At 60.5% G+C, this 20,584-nt stretch carries 20 protein-coding genes and 1 tRNA gene; 12 read left to right on the plus strand and 9 right to left on the minus strand.

The genetic code is table 11. The features are described 5' to 3' along the window. The first annotated feature begins 141 nt into the window (after window positions 1-141). Window positions 142-828, plus strand: coding sequence for an orotidine-5'-phosphate decarboxylase (gene pyrF / locus PAF17_RS14890; protein WP_271889895.1), 687 nt, complete (start codon window positions 142-144; stop codon window positions 826-828). Between the two features lie 16 nt (window positions 829-844). Here pyrF and PAF17_RS14895 read toward each other — a convergent pair whose 3' ends face one another. The 4 genes from PAF17_RS14895 to PAF17_RS14910 are packed head-to-tail and all read right to left on the minus strand — an operon-like array spanning window position 845 to window position 3,312. Next, on the minus strand, window positions 845-1,261 hold the full coding sequence (locus PAF17_RS14895; protein WP_271889896.1) for an NUDIX hydrolase: 417 nt from the start codon (window positions 1,259-1,261) through the stop codon (window positions 845-847). 5 nt (window positions 1,262-1,266) lie between these two features. Further along, a complete protein-coding gene (locus PAF17_RS14900; RefSeq protein ID WP_271889897.1) occupies window positions 1,267-1,536 on the minus strand; it encodes an NfeD family protein in 270 nt (89 codons plus the stop codon). Beyond that, window positions 1,536-2,432, minus strand: a complete 897-nt coding sequence (locus PAF17_RS14905) for an SPFH domain-containing protein (RefSeq protein WP_271889898.1) — start codon at window positions 2,430-2,432, stop codon at window positions 1,536-1,538. The genes PAF17_RS14900 and PAF17_RS14905 overlap by 1 nt, the downstream gene beginning before the upstream one ends. Window positions 2,433-2,457: 25 nt before the next feature. Continuing rightward, window positions 2,458-3,312 (minus strand): N-formylglutamate amidohydrolase, encoded by an 855-nt coding sequence (locus PAF17_RS14910; RefSeq protein WP_271889899.1) that lies wholly within the window; start codon window positions 3,310-3,312, stop codon window positions 2,458-2,460. A gap of 174 nt (window positions 3,313-3,486) precedes the next feature. Here PAF17_RS14910 and PAF17_RS14915 point away from each other — a divergent pair. The 6 genes from PAF17_RS14915 to pnp all read left to right on the plus strand — a co-directional run bounded on the left by PAF17_RS14915 (window position 3,487) and on the right by pnp (window position 8,308). Next, a tRNA-Val gene (locus tag PAF17_RS14915) sits at window positions 3,487-3,561 on the plus strand. An 84-nt stretch (window positions 3,562-3,645) separates the two neighbouring features. Continuing rightward, complete coding sequence (gene ykgO, locus PAF17_RS14920; RefSeq protein ID WP_042245282.1) at window positions 3,646-3,771, plus strand: type B 50S ribosomal protein L36; 126 nt, start codon at window positions 3,646-3,648, stop codon at window positions 3,769-3,771. A gap of 71 nt (window positions 3,772-3,842) precedes the next feature. Then, window positions 3,843-4,346, plus strand: a complete 504-nt coding sequence (locus PAF17_RS14925; RefSeq protein WP_271889900.1) for a DUF1643 domain-containing protein — start codon at window positions 3,843-3,845, stop codon at window positions 4,344-4,346. 90 nt (window positions 4,347-4,436) lie between these two features. Next, window positions 4,437-5,468 (plus strand): calcium-binding protein, encoded by a 1,032-nt coding sequence (locus PAF17_RS14930; protein ID WP_271889901.1) that lies wholly within the window; start codon window positions 4,437-4,439, stop codon window positions 5,466-5,468. A gap of 165 nt (window positions 5,469-5,633) precedes the next feature. Beyond that, window positions 5,634-5,903 carry a 30S ribosomal protein S15 gene (gene rpsO, locus PAF17_RS14935; protein WP_271889902.1) on the plus strand — a complete coding sequence of 90 codons (270 nt, stop codon included), beginning with the start codon at window positions 5,634-5,636 and terminating at the stop codon, window positions 5,901-5,903. A gap of 260 nt (window positions 5,904-6,163) precedes the next feature. Then, complete coding sequence (gene pnp / locus PAF17_RS14940) at window positions 6,164-8,308, plus strand: polyribonucleotide nucleotidyltransferase (protein ID WP_271889903.1); 2,145 nt, start codon at window positions 6,164-6,166, stop codon at window positions 8,306-8,308. A gap of 110 nt (window positions 8,309-8,418) precedes the next feature. Here the strand turns inward: pnp and PAF17_RS14945 are convergent, their stop codons facing one another. The 3 genes from PAF17_RS14945 to PAF17_RS14955 are packed head-to-tail and all read right to left on the minus strand — an operon-like array spanning window position 8,419 to window position 11,102. Then, entirely contained in the window at window positions 8,419-9,567 is a 1,149-nt protein-coding gene (locus PAF17_RS14945) for a capsular polysaccharide export protein, LipB/KpsS family (RefSeq protein WP_271889904.1), read from the minus strand. After that, window positions 9,564-10,436, minus strand: coding sequence for a glycosyl transferase (locus tag PAF17_RS14950; protein ID WP_271889905.1), 873 nt, complete (start codon window positions 10,434-10,436; stop codon window positions 9,564-9,566). Before PAF17_RS14950 ends, PAF17_RS14945 begins: the two co-directional genes overlap by 4 nt. Before the next feature lie 9 nt (window positions 10,437-10,445). After that, window positions 10,446-11,102, minus strand: a complete 657-nt coding sequence (locus PAF17_RS14955; protein ID WP_271889906.1) for a peroxiredoxin — start codon at window positions 11,100-11,102, stop codon at window positions 10,446-10,448. Window positions 11,103-11,271: 169 nt separating this feature from the next. Between PAF17_RS14955 and PAF17_RS14960 the strand changes: the two genes are divergently transcribed. Next, entirely contained in the window at window positions 11,272-12,723 is a 1,452-nt protein-coding gene (locus PAF17_RS14960) for an aldehyde dehydrogenase family protein (RefSeq protein ID WP_271889907.1), read from the plus strand. 42 nt (window positions 12,724-12,765) lie between these two features. Here the strand turns inward: PAF17_RS14960 and PAF17_RS14965 are convergent, their stop codons facing one another. Further along, a complete protein-coding gene (locus PAF17_RS14965; protein WP_271889908.1) occupies window positions 12,766-13,476 on the minus strand; it encodes a response regulator transcription factor in 711 nt (236 codons plus the stop codon). Beyond that, complete coding sequence (locus tag PAF17_RS14970; protein ID WP_271889909.1) at window positions 13,473-15,341, minus strand: hybrid sensor histidine kinase/response regulator; 1,869 nt, start codon at window positions 15,339-15,341, stop codon at window positions 13,473-13,475. The genes PAF17_RS14965 and PAF17_RS14970 overlap by 4 nt, the downstream gene beginning before the upstream one ends. A gap of 247 nt (window positions 15,342-15,588) precedes the next feature. Between PAF17_RS14970 and PAF17_RS14975 the strand changes: the two genes are divergently transcribed. The 4 genes from PAF17_RS14975 to PAF17_RS14990 all read left to right on the plus strand — a co-directional run bounded on the left by PAF17_RS14975 (window position 15,589) and on the right by PAF17_RS14990 (window position 20,576). After that, window positions 15,589-17,565 carry an AMP-binding protein gene (locus PAF17_RS14975; protein ID WP_271889910.1) on the plus strand — a complete coding sequence of 659 codons (1,977 nt, stop codon included), beginning with the start codon at window positions 15,589-15,591 and terminating at the stop codon, window positions 17,563-17,565. Continuing rightward, window positions 17,562-18,386, plus strand: a complete 825-nt coding sequence (locus PAF17_RS14980; protein WP_271889911.1) for an ABC transporter ATP-binding protein — start codon at window positions 17,562-17,564, stop codon at window positions 18,384-18,386. The genes PAF17_RS14975 and PAF17_RS14980 overlap by 4 nt, the downstream gene beginning before the upstream one ends. A 21-nt stretch (window positions 18,387-18,407) precedes the next feature. After that, window positions 18,408-19,391, plus strand: a complete 984-nt coding sequence (locus PAF17_RS14985) for a branched-chain amino acid ABC transporter permease (protein WP_408636433.1) — start codon at window positions 18,408-18,410, stop codon at window positions 19,389-19,391. 108 nt (window positions 19,392-19,499) lie between these two features. Further along, the gene (locus tag PAF17_RS14990) at window positions 19,500-20,576 is read left to right on the plus strand and encodes a branched-chain amino acid ABC transporter permease (protein WP_271889912.1); all 1,077 of its coding nucleotides are present in this window, start codon (window positions 19,500-19,502) and stop codon (window positions 20,574-20,576) included. Window positions 20,577-20,584 lie beyond the last annotated feature (8 nt).

Raw genomic sequence — 20,584 nt, forward strand, 5'->3', positions numbered from 1 at the left:
CAGGGTGGTTTCAAGGCTGAGCAGGTCGATAAGGTCGATTTGTCGCGACCGCCATGCTGAGTGCAAATGGCGGCATTTGCGCCCTTTTTTTGCGGCCTCTGGCGTGCAATATACCGCCGGATCATCGTTTCGGAGGCTGGCATGGATGACAGACTGATAGTGGCAATGGATGTGCCGAACGCACTTGCCGGGCTGGAGCTGGCGCGCAAGCTGGGCGATGAGGTCGGTTTCTACAAGATCGGGCTGGGCATGCTGACCGGCGGCGGGCTGGCCCTGGCAAACGAGCTTAAGCAGGAACACGGCAAGCGCATCTTCCTGGACATGAAGCTTTTCGACATTGGCGCCACGGTTGAGGCCGCGGTGAAAGGTCTGGCGCAATATGACATCGATTTCCTGACCGTGCATGGCGACCCCCATGTCGTGCGCGCCGCCAAGCAGGGCGCGGCCGGAAGCAACCTGAAAATCCTTGGCGTGACGATCCTGACCTCGCTTGAGCGAGCCGATCTGGATGCCTGCATGATGCGCGAGGGCGATCTGCACGAGATCACCGTCGAACGCGCGGCGCGCGCCTTCGAGGCCGGTGCCGATGGGATCATCTGTTCTCCGCGCGAGGCTGCGGCAGTTCGCGCGCTGCCCGGATCGGGCCTGATCGTGACGCCGGGTGTGCGTCCAGCCGGTGCCGAGCTGGGCGATCAGAAACGGGTCGAGACTCCGGTCAGCGCCATCCGCGCCGGTGCGGATCATATTGTCGTGGGTCGCCCGATCTGGCAGGCCGACGACCCGCAAGCCGCTGCGCGCGCCATTAACGGAGAGTTGCAGCAAGCCTGAACCGCGAAGCGCCCGGTCAGCCAAGCGTCGCGCGGATCCAATCCGTGAAATGTGGGATGCTGCGTGGATGGGTGACGAAGGTCCTGACGGCCATCATGGTCCAGAACTGACCTTCCTCGCCGAACCGGATCATTGCGATTTCGGCCCGCGTCAGGTTGCCGCTGAACAACCATGACTGGCGGGTCGGTTCCTGCCCCGAAGGAAATGGTCTTCCGCGCAGCCGCGCGGGGGCCAGGTGCAGGCCGAATTCTTCCTGCAACTCGCGTCTGGCACAATCCATCGGCGGTTCCGTTCCCTCGCGCCCGCCGCCGGGCAGATCCCAATGCCCCGGAAAGGGGATGTCCGGGATGTCGTCGCGAAGATAGGTCAGGATATGGCCGTCACAGGTCAGGCACAGCTTAGCCCCCACGAAATCCGATGATTGCGCGGTCACGGGCATCAGTCGTTGATGTCGCGATCCCAGATTCGGACCTGTCCCTTGCGCACCCCCGCCACGCGGCGCAGGGCCAGCCAGACAAGCCCCGAAATCATCGCCGTCACCACCAATGTGATCGGCAGGCCGGCTGTCCATATTCCTGACAGCAGCAACAGACCCATGGCTGCGACCGCCAGCGCGATTCCCAGGAACGCCCAGCCCGGCACCAACAGTTCCAGACCGGCCAGCACCAGCGCGGCGATGATCCACAGCCAGCCATTCAGCCATCCCATCAGGGTCGCCCTTTCAACATCTTGAACGCATCGGAAAACGCATCGAGCGCGGCCACGGGCATCAGGACCGTTTGCTTCCCTTCGCCTTGGCCGACCTGTGTCAGCGCCTCGATTTGCTTGACCGCCACCTGATATTGGGCGGCCTCCATGCCGTTCGCGGCGATGGCGGCGGCGATGGTCGATGTGGCATAGGCGTCGGCATCCGCCAGCACACGTTTGGCCTTGGCCAGTTGTTCGGCGGCATAAAGTTCGCCATCAGCGGCCAGTTCAACCGCCCGCCGCGCCCCTTCTGCCTCGGTGACCTGAGCGCGCCTTGCTCTTTCGGCATTCAGCTGTTGCAGCATGGCGGCGCGGGTCGCTTCGTCCAGATTGACGTCAAGAATTTCGGTGCGGGTCACCTCGATGCCCCAGTCATCCACCACATTGGCCAGCGAATCGCGAATCCGGCCGATCAGATGGGCGCGATTGGACTGCACCTGATCCAGCTCCATCGTGCCGATTTCCGAGCGAACGATCCCGGCAACGGTGGTGGCGATGGCTGCGTCGATATCACGAATCCTGTAGACGGTCTTTTCCGGCTCGATGATGCGATAGAAGACGCTTGTCTCAACCTCGACCAGCACGTTGTCGGCTGTGATCGCATCCTGGCTGTGGGTGGGAAGCTGGCGTTCCAGAATAGAGATCTTGTGGGCGACGCGATCCAGAAACGGCACGATGAAATTGATTCCCGGCCCCAACACCGAACGCAGACGGCCAAAACGTTCGACAACGAATTTTTCGGATTGTGGCACGATGCGCACGGCGCGACCGATGGTCAGGAAGATGACCAGGGCCAAAATCAGCAGGGCCAGGTTTTGTCCCAGCAACTGGGTCAGAATTTCAATCGGGTCCTGCATGCCATGTCCTTGATCGCTGTTGTCGCTATTCGGCCGCGACCTCGGTGCATTCCCCCGCATCTTCGGCACCCAGCCCGGCGAGGGTTTCGACCACCCTTGCCATGCGTGACGAAAAATCGTCGAAATCCGCGCGCGGCGTAATGTTCACTTCGTCCATATAGAGAGAGCGGTCGATTTCCAATTGCAGCACGTGGATATTGTGCCCGGGCCGTCCGTAGGCCGTGCAGATATAGGCACCGGAAAACGGTGAGTTGCGCCGAACCGTCCAGCCTTGCGCCTGAACAGCATCGCAAACCGCGTTCGAAACCCGGGCCGAGGCGGACAATCCGTGGCGATTGCCCAGCACCATGTCCGGGCGACGCCCCTGCAGGTGGTTCAATGCGTCATGCGGCATGGAATGCATGTCGATCAGGATCGCCTGCCCAAATCGGGCGCGGGCCTCGCTGATCAGGGCGGTCAGTATCTGGTGATAAGGGCGCCAATAAGCGTTGATTCGGCGCTCAGCCTCGATTCGGGACATCGGGCGCTGATGGATCGTCCGCCCCTGAGACACCACGCGGGGAATCACCCCCAGCCCCGCCAGGGTTCGTTGATTCAGTGGGTGGCGGGGCACGCCTTGCACGACAAGCGGATCGATTTCGTCGCAACCGCGATTGAGATCCACGATGCAGCGCGGCACCGTGGTGCTGAGGGCGACGGCGCCCGCATCCGGTGCCGTCTCGATCAGTTTGTCGACAAAGGCATCTTCCGATGAACGCAGCAAATGCATGGGAAGATTGGTTTCTTGTTGAAACCAATCGGGATAGTCACAACCTGAATGCGGGGATGCAAAAATCACCCCGCTGCGCCAGCGATCGGGGCGGCTTAGTGATATTGGCATGTCAGGCGCGTTCAAATCCGCCCCCCGGCGTCCTCGTGGATAATCTGTTATACCCTTAAAAAATGTTGTGCGGATAGGTCTTGAATCCCCCGAAACAGGTCTATATAGGAACGCGAACCAACGGGGTTTCACAACAGTTTTCTGACGGAAGGCGGTGTGAGGCACCAAAGGTAAGGGCGGTTAGCTCAGCGGTAGAGCACTACGTTGACATCGTAGTGGCCACTGGTTCGATCCCAGTACCGCCCACCATTTATTTCGCCGCCCCCGGCTTTGGCGTCGGGGGCATTTCGTTTTCCAAGCGGCTGCGACGCGCCGCGACGATGGAGAAGACCGATGAAGGTTCGCAACTCGCTCCGCTCGCTCAAGAGCCGGCACCGCGACTGCCAAGTCGTGCGCCGCAAGGGCCGCATCTATGTGATCAACAAGACCAACCGCCGTTTCAAGGCTCGTCAGGGCTGATCCGGCCGCGTGATCACAGCGAAAACGAAACAACCCGCCTCTGGCGGGTTTTTTCATGGGATTTTCAGGAAATGATTACCCGCAGTCATCAGGATGGCGAATGCAGGTCTTGGGCGGTTTTCTCGGATTGTCTGGCCTATCGTTATGCGTTGACCCGTGAGTGGGGCCCGGGACAGCGAATCGCTTATGTGATGTTGAACCCTTCGACGGCAGACGAGCGTCGCAACGACCCGACCATCGAAAGATGTGAACGCCGCGCCCGTCAGTTGGGCTTCGGGGCGATGCAGATCGTCAATCTGTTTGCTTTTCGCGCAACCGACCCGCGCGACCTGAAACGCGCCGCGCATCCCGTGGGGGCGATGAATGACCGGATCCTGACCGAGGCGGTGGGGTGGGCTGATCGGGTGCTGTGCGCCTGGGGTGTTCACGGGGTACATCATGCGCGCGATCAGGAGGTTCTGGGCCTGTTGCGCGAACACTCGTCCAAGTTGTGTCATCTGGGTCTCACCCGCGCGGGGCAACCGCGTCATCCGCTCTATATCAGCTATGCAACCGCGCTGGTACCGTGGGATTAACTCTTTCTTAAGAAACGGTTTCGCAGTTGGCGATGTCCGGGTGTATATTGGGTTCGGGCGAATGCCTGAATCGCGTTAAGGGTTAATGTCATGTTTGTGCTTGCCAGTATTATGGGGTTGCTGATGGCCGGCCTGACCGTCGATGTGACGTCAGACACCGATAGTGGTGGTGGCCATGATGATGATCTGGATGATCCCAACGGGGCTGCGCAGGACGACGAGGGTTTGTTACCGCCCTATATGCCCGACCCCGATGAACTCGAAGATGACGCTGCGCCCGCTGACCAGACGGCTGCGCCTGATCCCGCGGACAATGACCCGACAGAGCCCGCGTCACCGCCCTCACCCGGAACGGATATGGCCACGGATGATTCGGACGATCGCGTCGATGGGGGGGATCACAGCGACGTGATGATGGGCGGCGATGGCGATGACCTGATTCACGGCCACGGCGGGTATGACGATTTGCGTGGCGGTCAGGGGAATGACACGATTTATGCTGGCACCGGCGATGACTGGGTGCAGGGCGATGGCACCTATGGCCCCGGGGGCGACGATCACATCTTTGGTGAAGATGGCAATGACTCGTTGGCGGGACAGGGCGGTAACGATTATCTGGATGGTGGTCGCGGCGATGACACGCTGCTGGGCGGTCAGGGGAACGATTCGCTGTATGGTGGCGCGGGCAATGACTGGTTGTCCGGACATGAGGGTGACGATCTGCTGGTCTCTGGCGGCGGTGCGGATGATCTGGACGGCGGCGCCGGTGATGATGTGCTGATCGGCGCGGATGACAATGAAACCGTTTGGATGCGGGGCGGAGACGGCAATGACACCCTGATGCCCGGAGCAGGCGATTTTGCCGAGGGTCTGGCCGGCGCCGATACTTTCGTGTTGCGCCCTGTCGATGCGGACCTGCCCATCATAGCTGACTACAACACCGCCGAAGATGTGATTCAGCTGCATCTGCCTGATGGCATGTCGGCGGATGTTCAGGTGGCGTTGCAGGCGGACCATGATGGCACGACCCTGATCCATTTGAATGGGCAGCCAGTGGGGCGCTTGTTGCAGGCCGAAGGGCTGAGCGCCGCCGACATCGTGATCGTTCCCCATCAGGGCTAGATCGTCGTGACGATCGGCAGAGGGCGAAAGGGGCTTCCAATTCGATCCCAACTCGGCTAAACGCCCGCATCCGCCCTTGGAAACCTTGGGCGGTTTCATATTTTGGGCCGGTTCTGGACGACATCCCGGGCTTGGCCTTCACCCTTTTTCCGAAAGGAGATCACGATGTCGATCACTGTTGAAGAAAAGAACCGGCTGATCAAGGAATTCGGCACCAAAGAAGGTGATACCGGATCCGCCGAAGTTCAGGTTGCGATCCTGTCCTCGCGTATTGCAACGCTGACCGAGCATTTCAAGTCGCACAAGAAAGACAACCACTCGCGCCGTGGTCTGTTGATGATGGTCGCACAGCGCCGCAAGCTGCTGGACTACCTGAAGAAAAAAGATCAGTCGCGCTACGCGGCCCTGATCGCCAAGCTGGGCCTGCGTCGCTAAGCTTTGCAGATCTGCTGATCCGAACGCCCGTGGCCCTCGCCGCGGGCGTTTTTCGTTGATGTCTGGTGAAGGGGCGGGGCGGCACATGACGGGATGGCATGCGGCACTTCCCAACTGTCATGTTTTCCTGTATTCGCCCACAATCTGAGACGTGACGCCCGGCCCCGGGGCTACGCAAAGGATCGGGGCGGCGGCAATGGGGCCGCCATTTGACATGGGCACCACCGAAAGGGTCGGTGTGATGCCCGAGAGGAAATCAGATGTTTGATGAAGTGAAGAAATCAATCCAGTGGGGTCAGGAAACCCTGACGCTGGAAACGGGTAAAGTTGCCCGTCAGGCCGATGGCACCGTGATTGCCACGCTGGGTGAAACCAGCGTCATGGCCAACGTGACCTTCGCCAAGGAACCCAAGCCGGGTCAGGACTTTTTCCCGCTGACGGTTCACTATCAGGAAAAATACTATGCCGCCGGCAAGGTGCCGGGCGGTTTCTTCAAGCGCGAAGCGCGCCCGACCGAAAAAGAAACGCTGACGGCCCGTCTGATCGACCGGCCGATCCGTCCGTTGTTCGCCCCCGGCTTCAAGCACGAAGTGCTGGTGATGTGCACCGTGCTGAGCCATGATCTGGTCAACGACCCCGATATGGTCGCCATGATTGCAGCTTCGGCCGCATTGACGATTTCCGGCGTGCCGTTCATGGGACCGATCGCCGCTGCGCGTGTCGGTTTCGCCAATGGCGAATATGTGCTGAACCCTGAAGTTCAGGATATGGATCAGCTGCGCAACAACCCCGAACAGCGTCTGGACCTCGTCGTCGCCGGCACAAAAGACGCCGTGATGATGGTTGAATCGGAAGCCTATGAGCTGTCCGAGGACGAGATGCTGGGCGCGGTCAAGTTCGGCCATGACCAGATGCAGCCGGTGATCGACCTGATCATTGATCTGGCCGAGGCCGCCGCGAAAGAACCTTTCGACTTTCAGTCGCCGGAATATGGCGCGCTCTATGCCCGCGTGAAAGAACTGGGCGAGGCCGACATGCGCGCCGCCTATGCGATCCGCGACAAGTCGGACCGTCAGGACGCCGTTGCTGCCGCGAAGGCGAAGGTCAAAGAAGGTCTCAGCGAAGAAGAACTGGCTGACGCCAATCTTGGCTCGGCACTGAAAAAGCTGGAATCGGGCATCCTGCGCGGTGACATCATCAATGGTGGTGCGCGCATCGACGGCCGCGACACGAAAACCGTGCGTCCGATCAGCAGCGAAGTCGGCTTCCTGCCGCGCACCCATGGTTCGGCGCTGTTCACCCGTGGCGAAACGCAGGGTCTGGTTGTGACCACGCTGGGCACCGGCGATGACGAACAGATCATCGACGCGCTGCACGGCAACTTCCGTTCGAACTTCCTGCTGCACTACAACTTCCCGCCCTATTCGGTCGGCGAGGTTGGCCGCGTGGGTTCGCCCGGTCGTCGCGAAATCGGCCATGGCAAACTGGCATGGCGCGCGCTGCAGGCTGTTCTGCCGGCTGCGACCGATTTCCCCTATACCATCCGCGTCGTGTCCGAGATCACCGAATCGAATGGTTCGTCCTCGATGGCATCGGTCTGCGGTGGTTCGCTGTCGATGATGGATGCTGGCGTTCCGCTGAAGGCACCGGTTGCCGGCGTCGCCATGGGGCTGATCCTGGAAGACGATGGCCGCTATGCGGTTCTGACCGACATTCTGGGTGACGAAGACCACCTGGGCGACATGGACTTCAAGGTTGCGGGCACCGAAAACGGCATCACCAGCCTTCAGATGGACATCAAGGTCGCAGGCATCACGCCCGAGATCATGCAGCAGGCACTGAGCCAGGCCAAAGACGGCCGCATGCATATCCTTGCCGAGATGGGCAAAGCCCTGACCGAAGGACGTCGCGAGTTCAGCGCCCATGCGCCACGCATCGAGACGATGCAGATTCCGACCGACAAGATCCGCGAAGTGATCGGTTCGGGCGGCAAGGTCATCCGCGAGATCGTCGAGACCTCGGGTGCCAAGGTCGACATCAACGATGATGGGGTGATCAAGATCGCTTCCGCCAACGGCGAGTCGATCCAGAAGGCCTATGACATGATCTATTCGATCGTGGCAGAGCCCGAAGAAGGTCAGATCTACACCGGCAAGGTCGTGAAACTGGTCGATTTCGGCGCCTTCGTAAACTTCTTCGGCAAGCGCGACGGTCTGGTCCACGTGTCCCAGATCGCCAACCGCCGTCTGGGGCACCCTTCCGAGGTGCTGCAGGAAGGTCAGGAAGTAAAGGTCAAGCTGCTGGGCTTTGACGATCGTGGCAAGGTGCGCCTTGGCATGAAGATGGTCGATCAGGAGACCGGCGAAGAGATCACCGAGAAGAAAGAAGAAACCAACGACGCGTGATCGCGTGGCGTTGATTTCAGATTTCGCCTGAATACCGAACAGCCCCGGAAATTCCGGGGCTGTTTGCAATTGCGGTCATGTTCGACGGGCTTGTCACGATCTGGCACCGGTCACGCAAGCGGCTGGTTCTGGTCAAGCAACGCCAAATGCCGGTCATGTCGCGCCAGCAGCGTGGCGACCGTAAACCTTCCGTCTTTCAGCTCTGGTTCGGGGACGAAGAAATCGTTGAACAGGAATGACATCAGGTCGTCGCGTGCTTGTTGGTCGAAGGACAGGCGGTCCGGCCTGGACAGCAATTCAGCAAGCTGTTGGTCCGAGTTTGCGATCTGACTGCGGCCGAAATCGCTGTAATAGCTGTCCCCCAGCACAATGACCGGCTTGTCGTAGAAGAACGCCTCAAGCCCCATTGCAGAATTGACCGTAACGACCCCTTGCGATGCGGCCAATTGATCCAGCGAGTTGGTGTCGCGATCCATTTTCAGCTTGGGGCCAAGATGTGGTGCCAGCAGGCGGGCAAGGTCGCCGGGGGCATTGGGATGGGGCTTGATGCGCAGATGCCAGCCATCGGGCAAATTGCCGCTGGCCCGCGCCAGAACCCGGACCAGTTCGGCAGGGTCGGAAACCCAGCCTCCGTCGGGCAGCATGTCGCGCGGGGCGTTCAGCTGGAACGGGCAAAACAGGAACGGCCCTTCATCGGTCCAATCGGTGCGCGCATGTTGTGCGACCAGATCGCGGCGCGGCGTGCGGGCCACGAGGCTGGTGCTCAAATTGCGCCAGTCGCGGATATTGCCCGCTTGTTGACGCCACCGCGCGAAGAATGCCGGATCGCGCGGGATCGAGCTGCGCGCGTTGACGCCATTCAGGTCGATCTGAAGCCATCCCGGCAAAGGACCGCGCTCGAAATAGACACAGGGAACCTTGGCCGCCCGGCTGGCCAATGACGCCAATCCGGCACGACCAAGCAGGCCGCGCCACAGGAACAGGATGTCGACATGCCGATTATGCAGATCCTTGATGAAACCGGTGTGGCGGGCGGCCAGAGAAAGCTGTTTCACCTGCGCCCAGCCTGCGCGAAAGCCGTGCTGTTTGCATATTTCACCTGCGTCCTGCCATGAACCGGCAGCGATCGGACCCAGCCGCGATCGAAGCCGGATCGGCTGGGGGGGGCGACCGTCCAGCAGCAATGACTGCATGGCATTGTCGCAAAACGCATCATTGGTGACCAGATAAGCAGGGCAAAGCGGGAGGTGTTGGGTCACATCAAAGATCGGTCCAGAGGAATTCCCAGCGACAACAGCGCCGAAACAGGTGAAGCGCAGGCTAGCGTGCAGCCGCGCTTGCTGGCAACCTGTCTGGCCAGATCAAAGCCCGCAAGAATGCGGTCCAGCCCTGCGCCAAGCCCCGACGGCGCGCGATCATCGCCTTCATAAAAGCGCGGTTGCTGATCGTTGGACAGATCTATTCCGGCAAGCAGGATCCTGTCCGGTTGGGCCGCAAGCGCGAATTGCAGCGCAGAAAACGCAACCGTGCCAGCAATGACCACGCCGTCATCAGGGCGCAGAGACAATGCCGCGCGCGGTCCGCGAATGACCGTATCACGCAGATCGGCGGCTGCCATTGAGCGGCGCGGTCCGTTCAGGGGCTTGGCCAGATTGTCGATCAGCGCGATCTGGCGACCCTTCAGTGACGCGTCGTCCTGCGCCGCCCAGGCCCGAAGCGCCGCCGGCGAAAGCAGAAGCGGCACAGAATCCGGCAAGCCGATCAGCATGGCACAATGGCGAAAGACGAAGCGCTCGTCCTCGACCGCGACGGCCAGGGGGATTATCCTGTCTGCAAGGCTTGCCGCACCATTGCACAGGATGGCGCGGCCATCGCCGATTTTCTCGATGTTCTGATCCTTGATCGAGGGGCCCGACCCGATGACCGCGATCAGTGGCATTTCCGACGTCACGAAATCGGTGGCTTTGCGCAGGGTCAGCAGCTCGTGACCGCGCCATTGCACGCGACCGCTGTCGCGGTTGATCGCAAGGCCGGGCCAGATGTCCTGCCGATGAGCCCGGTCACGCCCCAGCAACTGAAAGCCGAGGCGCACCAGCTTGCGCGTAAACGGACGGTCTGACCGAGCCATCGAGCGCGATCAGGACGGGTCTTTGGCAAAGCGCAGATAGGGCAGGCGAATGTCCAGCGCGCCGTAACGTTCCTCGGCGGCGGCATCATCCAGCGCCAATGCGACGATCACGTCCTGACCGGGCACCCAGTTGGCGGGGGTGGCCAAAGGCGCGCCGTCGGTTTTCTGAACCGCGTCCAGTGCCCGCAGGATTTCGGCAAAGTTGCGCCCGACCGACATTGGATAGGTCATGGTCAGCCGAACTTTCTTGTCCGGCCCGATGATGAATACCGTGCGGACGGTTGCCGAATCGGCGGGGGTGCGACCTTCCTGGGGGAGGTAGAATTCAGCGGGCAGCATGTCATAGGCCTTGGCGACCGTTAGCGACGTGTCGTCGATGATCGCGAAATTGGCCGGTGTGCCGGCGACCTGCTGGATGTCGTTTTTCCATTTCTGGTGATCTTCGACCGAATCCACCGAAACGCCGATTACCTTGGTGTTGCGTTTCTCGAATTCGGGGGCCAGTTGGGCAACCGCGCCGAATTCGGTGGTGCAGACGGGCGTAAAGTCGCGGGGATGGCTGAAAACGATGGCATAGCTGTCGCCCAGCCAGTCGTGAAAGCTGATTTCGCCTTCGGTCGAACTGGCGGTGAAATCGGGGGCGATGTCATTGATACGCAGGGACATGGCGGGTCCTTTCGTTTGGTTGCGTTGTTGCTAACATATGCCTGTGTCGGCGAATTGCCATAGCCGTAGATGCGACATCGCGCGCGATGCCTGAAATCAATGATGTGTCGCACTTGCGGTGACGCGGGGCAGATGCCACCTTCATGCCAAAGATCCACAGGAGAACGCGATGAGCACGCTTTTGGACAAGCGCAAATTCTATATTGACGGGGCCTGGGCGGATCCGGCGCAGGCCCGCGATCTCGAGGTGATCGACCCGTCGACCGAAGAGGCGGTGGCCCTCATCAGCCTGGGCGATCAGGCCGATACCGATGCTGCCGTTGCTGCGGCCAAACGCGCCTTGCCGGCGTGGTCCAGCACCCCCCCGAGCGAACGACTCGCCCATGTAGAGCGCATTCTGGACATCTATCAGCGGCGTATCAACGATATGGCACAGGCGATCAGCCTGGAAATGGGCGCGCCGCAGGACATGGCGCTTTCATCGCAGGCGGCGGCGGGCAGCTATCATATCCAGAACTTCATTGACGCGTTCCGTGAGTTTCAGTTTGTCCGGCCGCTTGGCGATCACGCACCATCGACCATGGTCACCTGGGAACCGGTGGGCGTGGTCGGGTTGATCACGCCTTGGAACTGGCCAATGAATCAGGTGACGCTGAAGGTCATTCCAGCGCTTCTTGCGGGCGATACCTGCGTCTTGAAACCGTCCGAGATCGCCCCGCTCAGCTCGATGCTGTTCGCCGAGATCATCGACGAGGCGGGCTTGCCCAAAGGTGTTTTCAATCTTGTCAATGGCGATGGGCTTGGGGTCGGGACGCAGCTTTCGACGCATCAGGATGTCGCGATGATCAGCTTTACCGGTTCGACCCGCGCGGGCATCGCGATCACCAAGGCCGCAGCCGACAGCCTGAAAAAGGTCGTGCTTGAACTGGGCGGCAAGGGGGCGAATATCGTTTTTGCCGATGCCGATGAAAAGGCCGTCCGCCGTGGCGTGCAGCATTGCTTCAACAATACCGGCCAATCCTGCAATGCGCCCACGCGCATGTTGGTCGAACGCAGTGTCTATGACGCCGCCGTCGAAACCGCCGCACAGGTCGCAAAGGCTACCGAGGTCGCGACGGCCCATCAGCCCGGACGGCATATCGGCCCGGTCGTCAGCAAGGCGCAGTGGGACAAGATTCAGGATCTCATCCAGGCGGGTATCGATGAGGGCGCGCGCCTTGTCGCAGGAGGAACCGGGCTGCCCGAAGGCGTCAATCGCGGCTATTTTGTGCGTCCGACCGTCTTTGCCGATGTCAGCAATGACATGGCTGTGGCGCAGCAGGAAATCTTTGGCCCCGTGCTGGCGATGATTCCTTTCGATAGCGAAGAGGACGCAATCGCGATCGCCAATGACACGCCCTATGGATTGACCAATTATGTTCAATCGGGCGATGGCGCGCGGCGCAACCGCGTGGCCCGTCAGTTGCAGGCCGGCATGGTCGAGATGAATGGCGAATCGCGCGGTGCGGGTGCGGCCTTTGGTGGCGTGAAGATGTCGGGCCGTGCGCGTGAAGGCGGGATCATGGGACTGGAAGAGTTCATGGATTCGAAATCGGTCAGCGGTTGGGACCGGGACGCCTGATGCACTTGCGGCCCGCATCGATCAGGATGCGGGCCGCAGGGTTCAGGGCGTCTGCTCGATCTCGGCCAGAAAAATGTAGCCCGCGCCATAGATCGTCTTGATCAGGTGCGGGTTTTTCGGGTCTTCGCCCAATTTGGTTCGCAGCCGCGAAATCCGCACATCCATCGCCCGGTCGAAACTGTCGCCGGCCGTTCCCCCCAGCGTTTCAAGCATTTGGGCGCGGGTGATCAGCCGGCGTGGATTGTCGGTGAACATGCGCAGAACCTCGGCCTCGGCATGGCTGAGCGGCACCTCGATGCCATCGGGTGAGGTCAGCGTATAGCGATCGAAATCGGCGCTCCATCCCGCGAACCGCAAGGATTGTGCATTGCGGCCCTGTTGCTGGGCGGGGCGGCGCAGGCGGGCACGGATGCGGGCGACAACCTCGGCCGGTTCAAAAGGCTTGATGATGTAATCATCCGCGCCCAATTCCAGCCCGGTGACGCGATCCTGCACCTGCGCCCGGCCGGATATGATAATGATCGCGGCGCCGGATTCGGTCGCCAGCCGATGCACCAGCGCCAGACCATCGCGATCGGGCAGGCCCAGATCGATCAGGCAGGCATCGGGCATGATACGGCGCAAGGCGGCCTCGAATTCGGTGGCGCGCCCATAGGTCTGGGTGCGAAAGCCAGCGTCCTCCAGCGCCGCAGACAGCAGGCGCCGGATCTCGGGTTCGTCATCAAGTATCGCGATCAACGGCGCTTCGGTCATGTGCTTTCCTGAACGGCTTGTGCCAGCGCAGAGGCAAGGCGGGCGGGGGTGAATGGCTTGGTCAGAACCTGACCGGTGGCGCGATTGCGCAGCGGATCACCGGGCGGCAAGGACGTCATCAGAACGACTGGCAGGGCAGAAGGCAGGTCCAGCCCCAGCCCGTCGCCCAGTTGGATATCCGACAGGATCAGGCTGAGCCCGGGCAAATCTGTCATGGCGCGGGCTTCGGTCAGGCTGGCGGCTTCGATCACGGCATGGCCCAGCCCGGTCAATTGCCCGCGGACCTGGGCGCGGATCGTGTCGTCATCCTCGACCAGCAACACCATTTGCCGGATGACGCTGCGGCGGGGCAGCCGCAATATGACGCGCGCGCCGGTCGGGCAATTCTCGAGCCGCATCGTGCCGCCCATCAACTTGGTCTGGTCATAGACCATGGACAACCCAAGCCCCGATCCCTGCCCCTTCTTGGTGGTGAAGAAAGGTTCCGATCCGCGTTTCAATGCCTCGTCCGAGAAACCGGGACCGGTATCGGAGATATTGATTTCCAGCCATTCGGCATTCGCGCGGGCCATGATCCGGATCCGGCCAACCCCACCGATCGCGGTGTTCGAATTCAGGATCAGGTTCAGCAACGAATCCTGTAACGCACCGGAATCCAGCAATAATTCCTGTTGGGGCAGGTTGATGTCCAGATCCAGAATCGTGCCTTCGTTCAGCGATGGGCGTGCCAGTGTCGCGACGTCCTGGATCAAGCCGGCCGGATCGGTGGGTTGCAGCGACACTTCGCGCGGGCCGCTGATCTTCGCGATACGTTCCAGCAGGCTTGCCCCGCGCCGCGCCGCCGCAAGGGTCGCCTGCACATCCTCAAGCGCGTCGGGGCCAAGATCCTGCGCCGCCAGACGGGTCTGAAGCCCCAGAATAATGGTCAGAAGGTTACCGAAGTCATGCGCCATGCCCGAGGTAAGCTGCGCGGCAAGGCTGCGCTTGCTGGCATGGGCGAGGGCTTCGCGGGCCTGCACCTCGGCGCTGACATCGGTTGACAGGATATAGACGCCACCGCGCGTCTTGTCGGGCGTCAAGGCAATTCTGATTCTGCGGCCCGATGTCGGGTGCGTGATCTCGAATACCTGCGCCTCTCCGGCAAGTGCTTGATCCAGATAAGGTTTCAAAAGAGCGAATGTCGGGCTTCCCAGCGCGTCCTCGACGGTCATACCGACCACATCCGAAGCTGCGCCCGGAAAGATCAGCGGTTGTCTGCGGTTGGAAAAGCTGTATCGAAAATCGGTATCGACATGGGCGATATGGGCCGGCACCATTTCGGTGACCTGCCTTGTATGTGCCTCGGTGCGGGTCAGGATCCGCTGCGCTTCTTGCAGGGCGGTGTTCGTTGCCTCCAGCTGCCGGTTCGTGGCTGCCAGCCGCTCGGCGTTTTCCAGAACCTGGCCCGACAGTTCGGCCGAGCGCGCGCGCAGCAATGCTTCCTGGCGCTTGATGTCGGTCATGTCGGTATAGACGGTGACCCAGCCCCCCTGGCTGAGAGGTGCCCCCTCGACGGCGATCCAGCGGCCGTTTGCGCGTTCACGTTCGAAATAATGGGGCTGGAAGGCGCGGGCCTGCTCGACGCGCAGCGCGACGGCGGCCTCGGTGTCGGGCTGGGGGCCGTATTCGCCGCGCAGGACCAGAAAGCGGATCGTGTCCTCGAAACTGGTGCCCGGACGGGTCAGGTCTTCGGGCAGGTCGAACATGGCCTGATATTTGCGATTGGCAACGGCCAGCCGCAGATCGGCATCGAAAATCGACAATGCCTGTCCGATCAGGTTCAACCCCGATCGCGTCAGGTCGGCGCGAATGCGTTCACTGGTCATGGCTGCGCCGCGATGTGGCGCAGCCTCGCGGGCAGCCGGCCCGACATTGCCGCAAATCGGATCATCAGCAATCGGTTCCTCCTTGGACCTAGCGATAGCACCGCCATGATCGGGGCAAAAGCGCTGAAACAATTCGTTGGAATTCTGAAAAACTGCGGCAATGATTACCCAACATGGTCAGGTCAATCCGAAACGGAGGAGGTTTCGGACGACGCGGCACCAAACGCCGCGCGACAGGGGAGGTAAGATGACGGACCCGCAAACGCCGACAGGCGAATTGCTTTCTGTTCCCGCGCTGCTGGCGCGCAATGTGGCGCGTTATGGCAACCGGCCTGCCTATCGCGAGAAGGAATTCGGAATCTGGCAAAGCTGGACCTGGGCCGAGGCCGCCGAAGAAATCCGGGCGATGGCGCTGGGGTTCATGGCATTGGGTCTGAAACAGGGCGATTATGTTGCGATCATCGGGCGCAACCGTCCCGCCCACTACTGGGGTATGATCGCCGCGCAGATGTGCGGCGCGATTCCCGTGCCGCTGTATCAGGACGCCGTGGCCGAAGAGATGGCCTATGTTCTGGAACATTGCGGCGCACGCTTTGTCCTGTGCGGAGATCAGGAACAGGTCGACAAGGTTCTGGAGGTCGAGGAAACCGTCAAGGCTGTCGACCAGATCATCTATACCGATCGTCGCGGGATGCGGAAATACGACCATTCGCGCATGAATGCCCTTGACGATGTGCAGGCTGAAGGTCGCGCCGCGGCGCAAAGGCTTGGGCCGGAACTGGATGCCCGTGCCGCTGCACTGGATTACGACAGCACCTGTGTGATGTTGTATACCAGTGGCACCACGGGCAAGCCCAAGGGCGTTGTGCTGTCAAATCGCAACATCATCGAAACGGCGCGAAATTCAGCCGAGTTCGACCACCTGCGCCAAAGCGAGGAAATCGTCGCCTATCTGCCGATGGCATGGGTCGGAGATTTCATTTTCTCGCTTGGGCAGGCGATGTGGGCCGGCTTTACCGTCAATTGCCCCGAGGGTGCGCATACGATGATGACCGACATGCGCGAGATCGGGCCAACCTATTTCTTCGCGCCGCCGCGTGTCTTTGAAGGGCAGCTGACCACGGTCATGATCCGCATGGAGGACGCAGGACGTTTCAAGAAATGGCTGTTCAGGCATTTCATGGCGGTCGCACAACGCGTCGGTCCTGCGCTTCTTGATGGCAAGCCGGTCGGTCCGGTTGACCGGCTGTCCTATGCATTGGGAAAGCTGTTCGTGTATGGACCGTTAAAGAACACGCTGGGATTGTCGCGGGTTCGGGTCGGCTATACCGCCGGAGAGGCGATCGGCCCCGAGATTTTCGATTTCTACCGCTCGATGGGGATCAATCTCAAACAACTATATGGCCAGACCGAAGCCAGCGTTTTCATCACCCAGCAACCGGACGGGCAGGTTCGCTCGGATACGGTCGGCGTGCCTTCGCCCGGGGTCGAGGTCAGGATCGGCGAGAATGGCGAGGTGTTCTATCGCAGCCCCGGCACTTTCGTCGCCTATTACAAGAACGCCGAAAGCACCGCATCGACCAAGGATCCAGAGGGTTGGGTTGCAACCGGCGATGCCGGGTTCTTCGAAGAAACCACCGGTCATTTGCGGATCATCGATCGTGCGAAAGATGTCGGGAAAATGGCTGATGGCAGCATGTTCGCGCCCAAGTTCGTCGAGAACAAGCTGAAATTCTATCCCAACATCCTTGAAGCCGTGCTGATCGGGAACGGGCGCGACTATTGCACCGCGATGATCAATATCGATCTGGGTGCAGTCGGCAACTGGGCCGAGCGCAACAACATCGCCTATGCCTCGTATCAGGAACTGGCGGGCCATCCGCAGGTCTATGCGACTATCAAGGAACATGTCGAGGCGGTGAACAGATCCGTCGCCGACGATGAAATGCTGTCGGGATGTCAGGTGCATCGCTTTCTTGTGCTGCACAAGGAACTGGATCCCGACGATGGTGAAATGACGCGGACGCGAAAGGTTCGACGTGCGGTGGTCAGCGACAAGTTCTCGGATCTGGTTGATGCGCTCTATGATGGATCGGACAGCGTTCATACAGAAACCGAGGTCACCTATGAGGACGGCCGAAAGGGCAAGATTTCCGCGACATTGAAGATCGAGAATGCCGAGGTGTTTGGCGCGGCGCAGGGACAAAAGGTGGCAGCGCAATGACACAGGTTCAGGAACAGGACGGATATGTCACCGCGGATGGCAGGCAGATCGGCCCGGTGCTGATGGATCTGCGTGACATCACGCTGCGGTTTGGCGGGGTCGAGGCGATCAAGAAGATCAGCTTCGACATCCGTGAAGGCGAAATCCGTGCGATCATCGGCCCGAACGGAGCTGGAAAATCCAGCATGCTCAACGTGATTTCGGGATTCTACCACCCGCAGGAAGGCGAGGTCTGGTTCAAGGGATATCGTCGCGGCCCCATGAAACCCTATGAGGTGGCGCGACTGGGCGTGGCGCGCACCTTTCAGAACATCGCGCTGTTTGACGGCATGACCGTGCTGGACAACATCATGACGGGGCGTCTGAACAAGATGTCGTCGGGCATTCTCAGTCAGGCGATCTGGTGGGGCAGCGCCGAACGCGAGGAAAATCACAATCGCGAACAGGTCGAGAAGATCATCGACTTTCTGGAAATCCAGAACATCCGCAAGACCCCTGTCGGGCGGCTTCCCTATGGGTTGAAGAAGCGGGTGGAACTGGCCCGCGCCCTGGCGGCGGAACCGCAATTGCTGCTGCTGGACGAGCCGATGGCAGGAATGAATGTCGAGGAAAAAGAGGACATGAGCCGCTTTATCCTGGATGTGAATGACGAATTCGGCACCACCATTGCATTGATCGAACACGATATGGGCGTGGTCATGGACCTGTCGGACCGCGTGGTCGTGATGGATTACGGTCGCAAGATCGGCGACGGCACCCCCGACGAGGTGCGCAACAACAAAGAGGTCATCGACGCCTATCTGGGTGTTGCCCATGACTGATCGCAGAAGGAGGGCTGTCTGATGGATCAGCTGATCTACGCCGCCGAAGTGTTTCTGAACGGGCTGATGACCGGCGTAATGTATGCGCTTGTCGCCCTGGGGTTCGTGCTGATTTTCAAGGCGTCCGGCGTGTTCAACTATGCGCAGGGGGTTCTGGCGTTGTTCGCCGCGCTGACATTGGTCGGCATCCAGCAGGGGCAGGTGCCTTTCGCGCATCTGATCAATGCGGTGCTGGGGACGCATATAGAAAGCTTTGGCTGGACGGTGCCGGCGTTTCTTGCCGTATTGCTGACTGCGCTGGTGATGATCCTGCTGGCGTTTCTGATCGAAAAGCTGGTGCTGCAGCATCTTGTCGGACAGGAACCGATCATTCTGTTCATGGCGACAATCGGGCTGGCCTATTTTCTGGAAGGGCTGGGCGATGTCATGTGGGGGGCAGATATCAAGCGGCTTGACGTCGGGCTGCCCCAAGGCATTTCGGACAGTATCGAAACCGTGACCGATCAATGGTTCGGCTATGGGTTCTTTATCGACCGGCTGGATATCTGGGCCACCGCCATTGCCGCATTGCTGGTTGCTGCGCTGGTCGCCTTTTCGCAATTCACCAAGCAGGGGCGTGCGATGCGCGCGGTGGCCGACGATCATCAGGCTGCGCTGTCGGTGGGTATCTCGCTTCGGTTCATCTGGGTGATGGTCTGGTCGATTGCGGGTTTTGTCGCGCTGGTCGCCGGCATCATGTGGGGAACGAAATCGGGCGTTCAGTTCAGCCTTTCGCTGATCGCGCTCAAGGCGTTGCCGGTGTTGATGCTGGGCGGGTTTACCTCGATCCCCGGTGCGATCGTGGGCGGTCTGATCATCGGCGTGGGCGAAAAGCTGTTCGAGTTCCTGATCGGTCCGATGATCGGCGGCGCGACCGAGAACTGGTTTGCCTATGTCCTGGCTCTGATCTTTTTGGTGTTCCGGCCGCAGGGTCTGTTCGGCGAACGGATCATCGAGAGGGTCTGACCATGAAACATCCAAACCCCTCGTATCGAAAGCCTGCCGGCCAGTTGCCCCGGCAAAGGGGCATGGCGGCTCTCCCCAACCGCAGGATCCAACAAGCAGGAGCGATAAATGCTGTATCGTGAGGCGGGCGATTTCAAGACCAGCTACCGCGAGGATGGTCAGACATTTCCCATCCGGCTGGATCGCTGGGGCTACTATGCCATCCTTGTCGTGGCATTCGGGATCATTCCCTTTGTCATCAATGATTATTGGGCCAGTGCGGTTCTGGTGCCGTTCCTGATCTATGCTATCGCGGCGCTGGGGCTGAATATCCTGACGGGTTATGGCGGGCAGGTCAGCCTGGGCACGGGCGGCTTCATGGCGGTCGGCGCCTATGCGGTCTATAAGCTGATGACCGCATTCCCCGATGTCAGCATCGTTATCCATATCTTGTTGGCAGGCGGAATAACCGCCTTTGTCGGAATGCTGTTTGGCTTGCCCAGCCTGCGGATCAAGGGGTTCTATCTGGCGGTTGCCACGCTTGCGGCCCAGTTCTTTCTGGTCTGGCTGTTCAACAAGGTGCCGTGGTTTTACAATTATTCGGCTTCGGGCCAGATCAACGCGCCGGAACGCACCGTATTGGGATGGGCAGTAACAGGGCCGGCCACCAGCGCATCGGCGAAATACATGATCTGCCTGTGTTTCGCCTTTGTGCTGGCATGGGTGGCCCGGAACCTGACCCGCGGCACGCTGGGGCGCAAATGGATGGCGATCCGCGACATGGACATCGCCGCCGAGATCATCGGGGTCAATCCGTTGACCGCCAAGCTGTCGGCCTTTGCCATCAGCAGCTTCTTCGTCGGAATCGCGGGGGCGTTGTTGTTTTCGGTCTATCTTGGCGCGGCCGAGGTCGGCGAGGCTTTCGGTATCAACAAAAGCTTTCTGGTGCTGTTCATGATCATCATCGGTGGTCTTGGCAGCATCTTCGGCAGCTTTGCGGGGGCGGCCTTCATGGTGCTTTTGCCGGTCATGCTGAAGAACCTGTTGGTCGGCACGATGGGGTGGCCCACGGATCTGGCCGCGCATATCGAATTGATGATCGTGGGGACGCTGATCGTGTTCTTCCTGATCGTCGAGCCGCATGGCCTGGCACGGCTTTGGGCGCTGACCAAGGAAAAGCTGCGCCTGTGGCCGTTCCCGCACTGAACCTGAAA

This window comes from Paracoccus onchidii, from assembly GCF_028294535.1.
GTDB classification, from domain to species: Bacteria; Pseudomonadota; Alphaproteobacteria; order Rhodobacterales; family Rhodobacteraceae; genus Paracoccus; species Paracoccus onchidii.

What these genes read in the sequence shown, in the direction of transcription:
- pyrF (WP_271889895.1), top strand. Translation starts at nt 142, where the DNA reads ATGGATGACAGACTGATAGTGGCAATGGATGTGCCGAACGCACTTGCC.
- PAF17_RS14900 (WP_271889897.1), bottom strand. Translation starts at nt 1,536, where the DNA reads ATGGGATGGCTGAATGGCTGGCTGTGGATCATCGCCGCGCTGGTGCTG.
- PAF17_RS14905 (WP_271889898.1), bottom strand. Translation starts at nt 2,432, where the DNA reads ATGCAGGACCCGATTGAAATTCTGACCCAGTTGCTGGGACAAAACCTG.
- PAF17_RS14910 (WP_271889899.1), bottom strand. Translation starts at nt 3,312, where the DNA reads ATGCCAATATCACTAAGCCGCCCCGATCGCTGGCGCAGCGGGGTGATT.
- ykgO (WP_042245282.1), top strand. Translation starts at nt 3,646, where the DNA reads ATGAAGGTTCGCAACTCGCTCCGCTCGCTCAAGAGCCGGCACCGCGAC.
- PAF17_RS14925 (WP_271889900.1), top strand. Translation starts at nt 3,843, where the DNA reads ATGATTACCCGCAGTCATCAGGATGGCGAATGCAGGTCTTGGGCGGTT.
- PAF17_RS14930 (WP_271889901.1), top strand. Translation starts at nt 4,437, where the DNA reads ATGTTTGTGCTTGCCAGTATTATGGGGTTGCTGATGGCCGGCCTGACC.
- rpsO (WP_271889902.1), top strand. Translation starts at nt 5,634, where the DNA reads ATGTCGATCACTGTTGAAGAAAAGAACCGGCTGATCAAGGAATTCGGC.
- pnp (WP_271889903.1), top strand. Translation starts at nt 6,164, where the DNA reads ATGTTTGATGAAGTGAAGAAATCAATCCAGTGGGGTCAGGAAACCCTG.
- PAF17_RS14950 (WP_271889905.1), bottom strand. Translation starts at nt 10,436, where the DNA reads ATGGCTCGGTCAGACCGTCCGTTTACGCGCAAGCTGGTGCGCCTCGGC.
- PAF17_RS14955 (WP_271889906.1), bottom strand. Translation starts at nt 11,102, where the DNA reads ATGTCCCTGCGTATCAATGACATCGCCCCCGATTTCACCGCCAGTTCG.
- PAF17_RS14960 (WP_271889907.1), top strand. Translation starts at nt 11,272, where the DNA reads ATGAGCACGCTTTTGGACAAGCGCAAATTCTATATTGACGGGGCCTGG.
- PAF17_RS14965 (WP_271889908.1), bottom strand. Translation starts at nt 13,476, where the DNA reads ATGACCGAAGCGCCGTTGATCGCGATACTTGATGACGAACCCGAGATC.
- PAF17_RS14970 (WP_271889909.1), bottom strand. Translation starts at nt 15,341, where the DNA reads ATGACCAGTGAACGCATTCGCGCCGACCTGACGCGATCGGGGTTGAAC.
- PAF17_RS14975 (WP_271889910.1), top strand. Translation starts at nt 15,589, where the DNA reads ATGACGGACCCGCAAACGCCGACAGGCGAATTGCTTTCTGTTCCCGCG.
- PAF17_RS14980 (WP_271889911.1), top strand. Translation starts at nt 17,562, where the DNA reads ATGACACAGGTTCAGGAACAGGACGGATATGTCACCGCGGATGGCAGG.
- PAF17_RS14985 (WP_408636433.1), top strand. Translation starts at nt 18,408, where the DNA reads ATGGATCAGCTGATCTACGCCGCCGAAGTGTTTCTGAACGGGCTGATG.
- PAF17_RS14990 (WP_271889912.1), top strand. Translation starts at nt 19,500, where the DNA reads ATGCTGTATCGTGAGGCGGGCGATTTCAAGACCAGCTACCGCGAGGAT.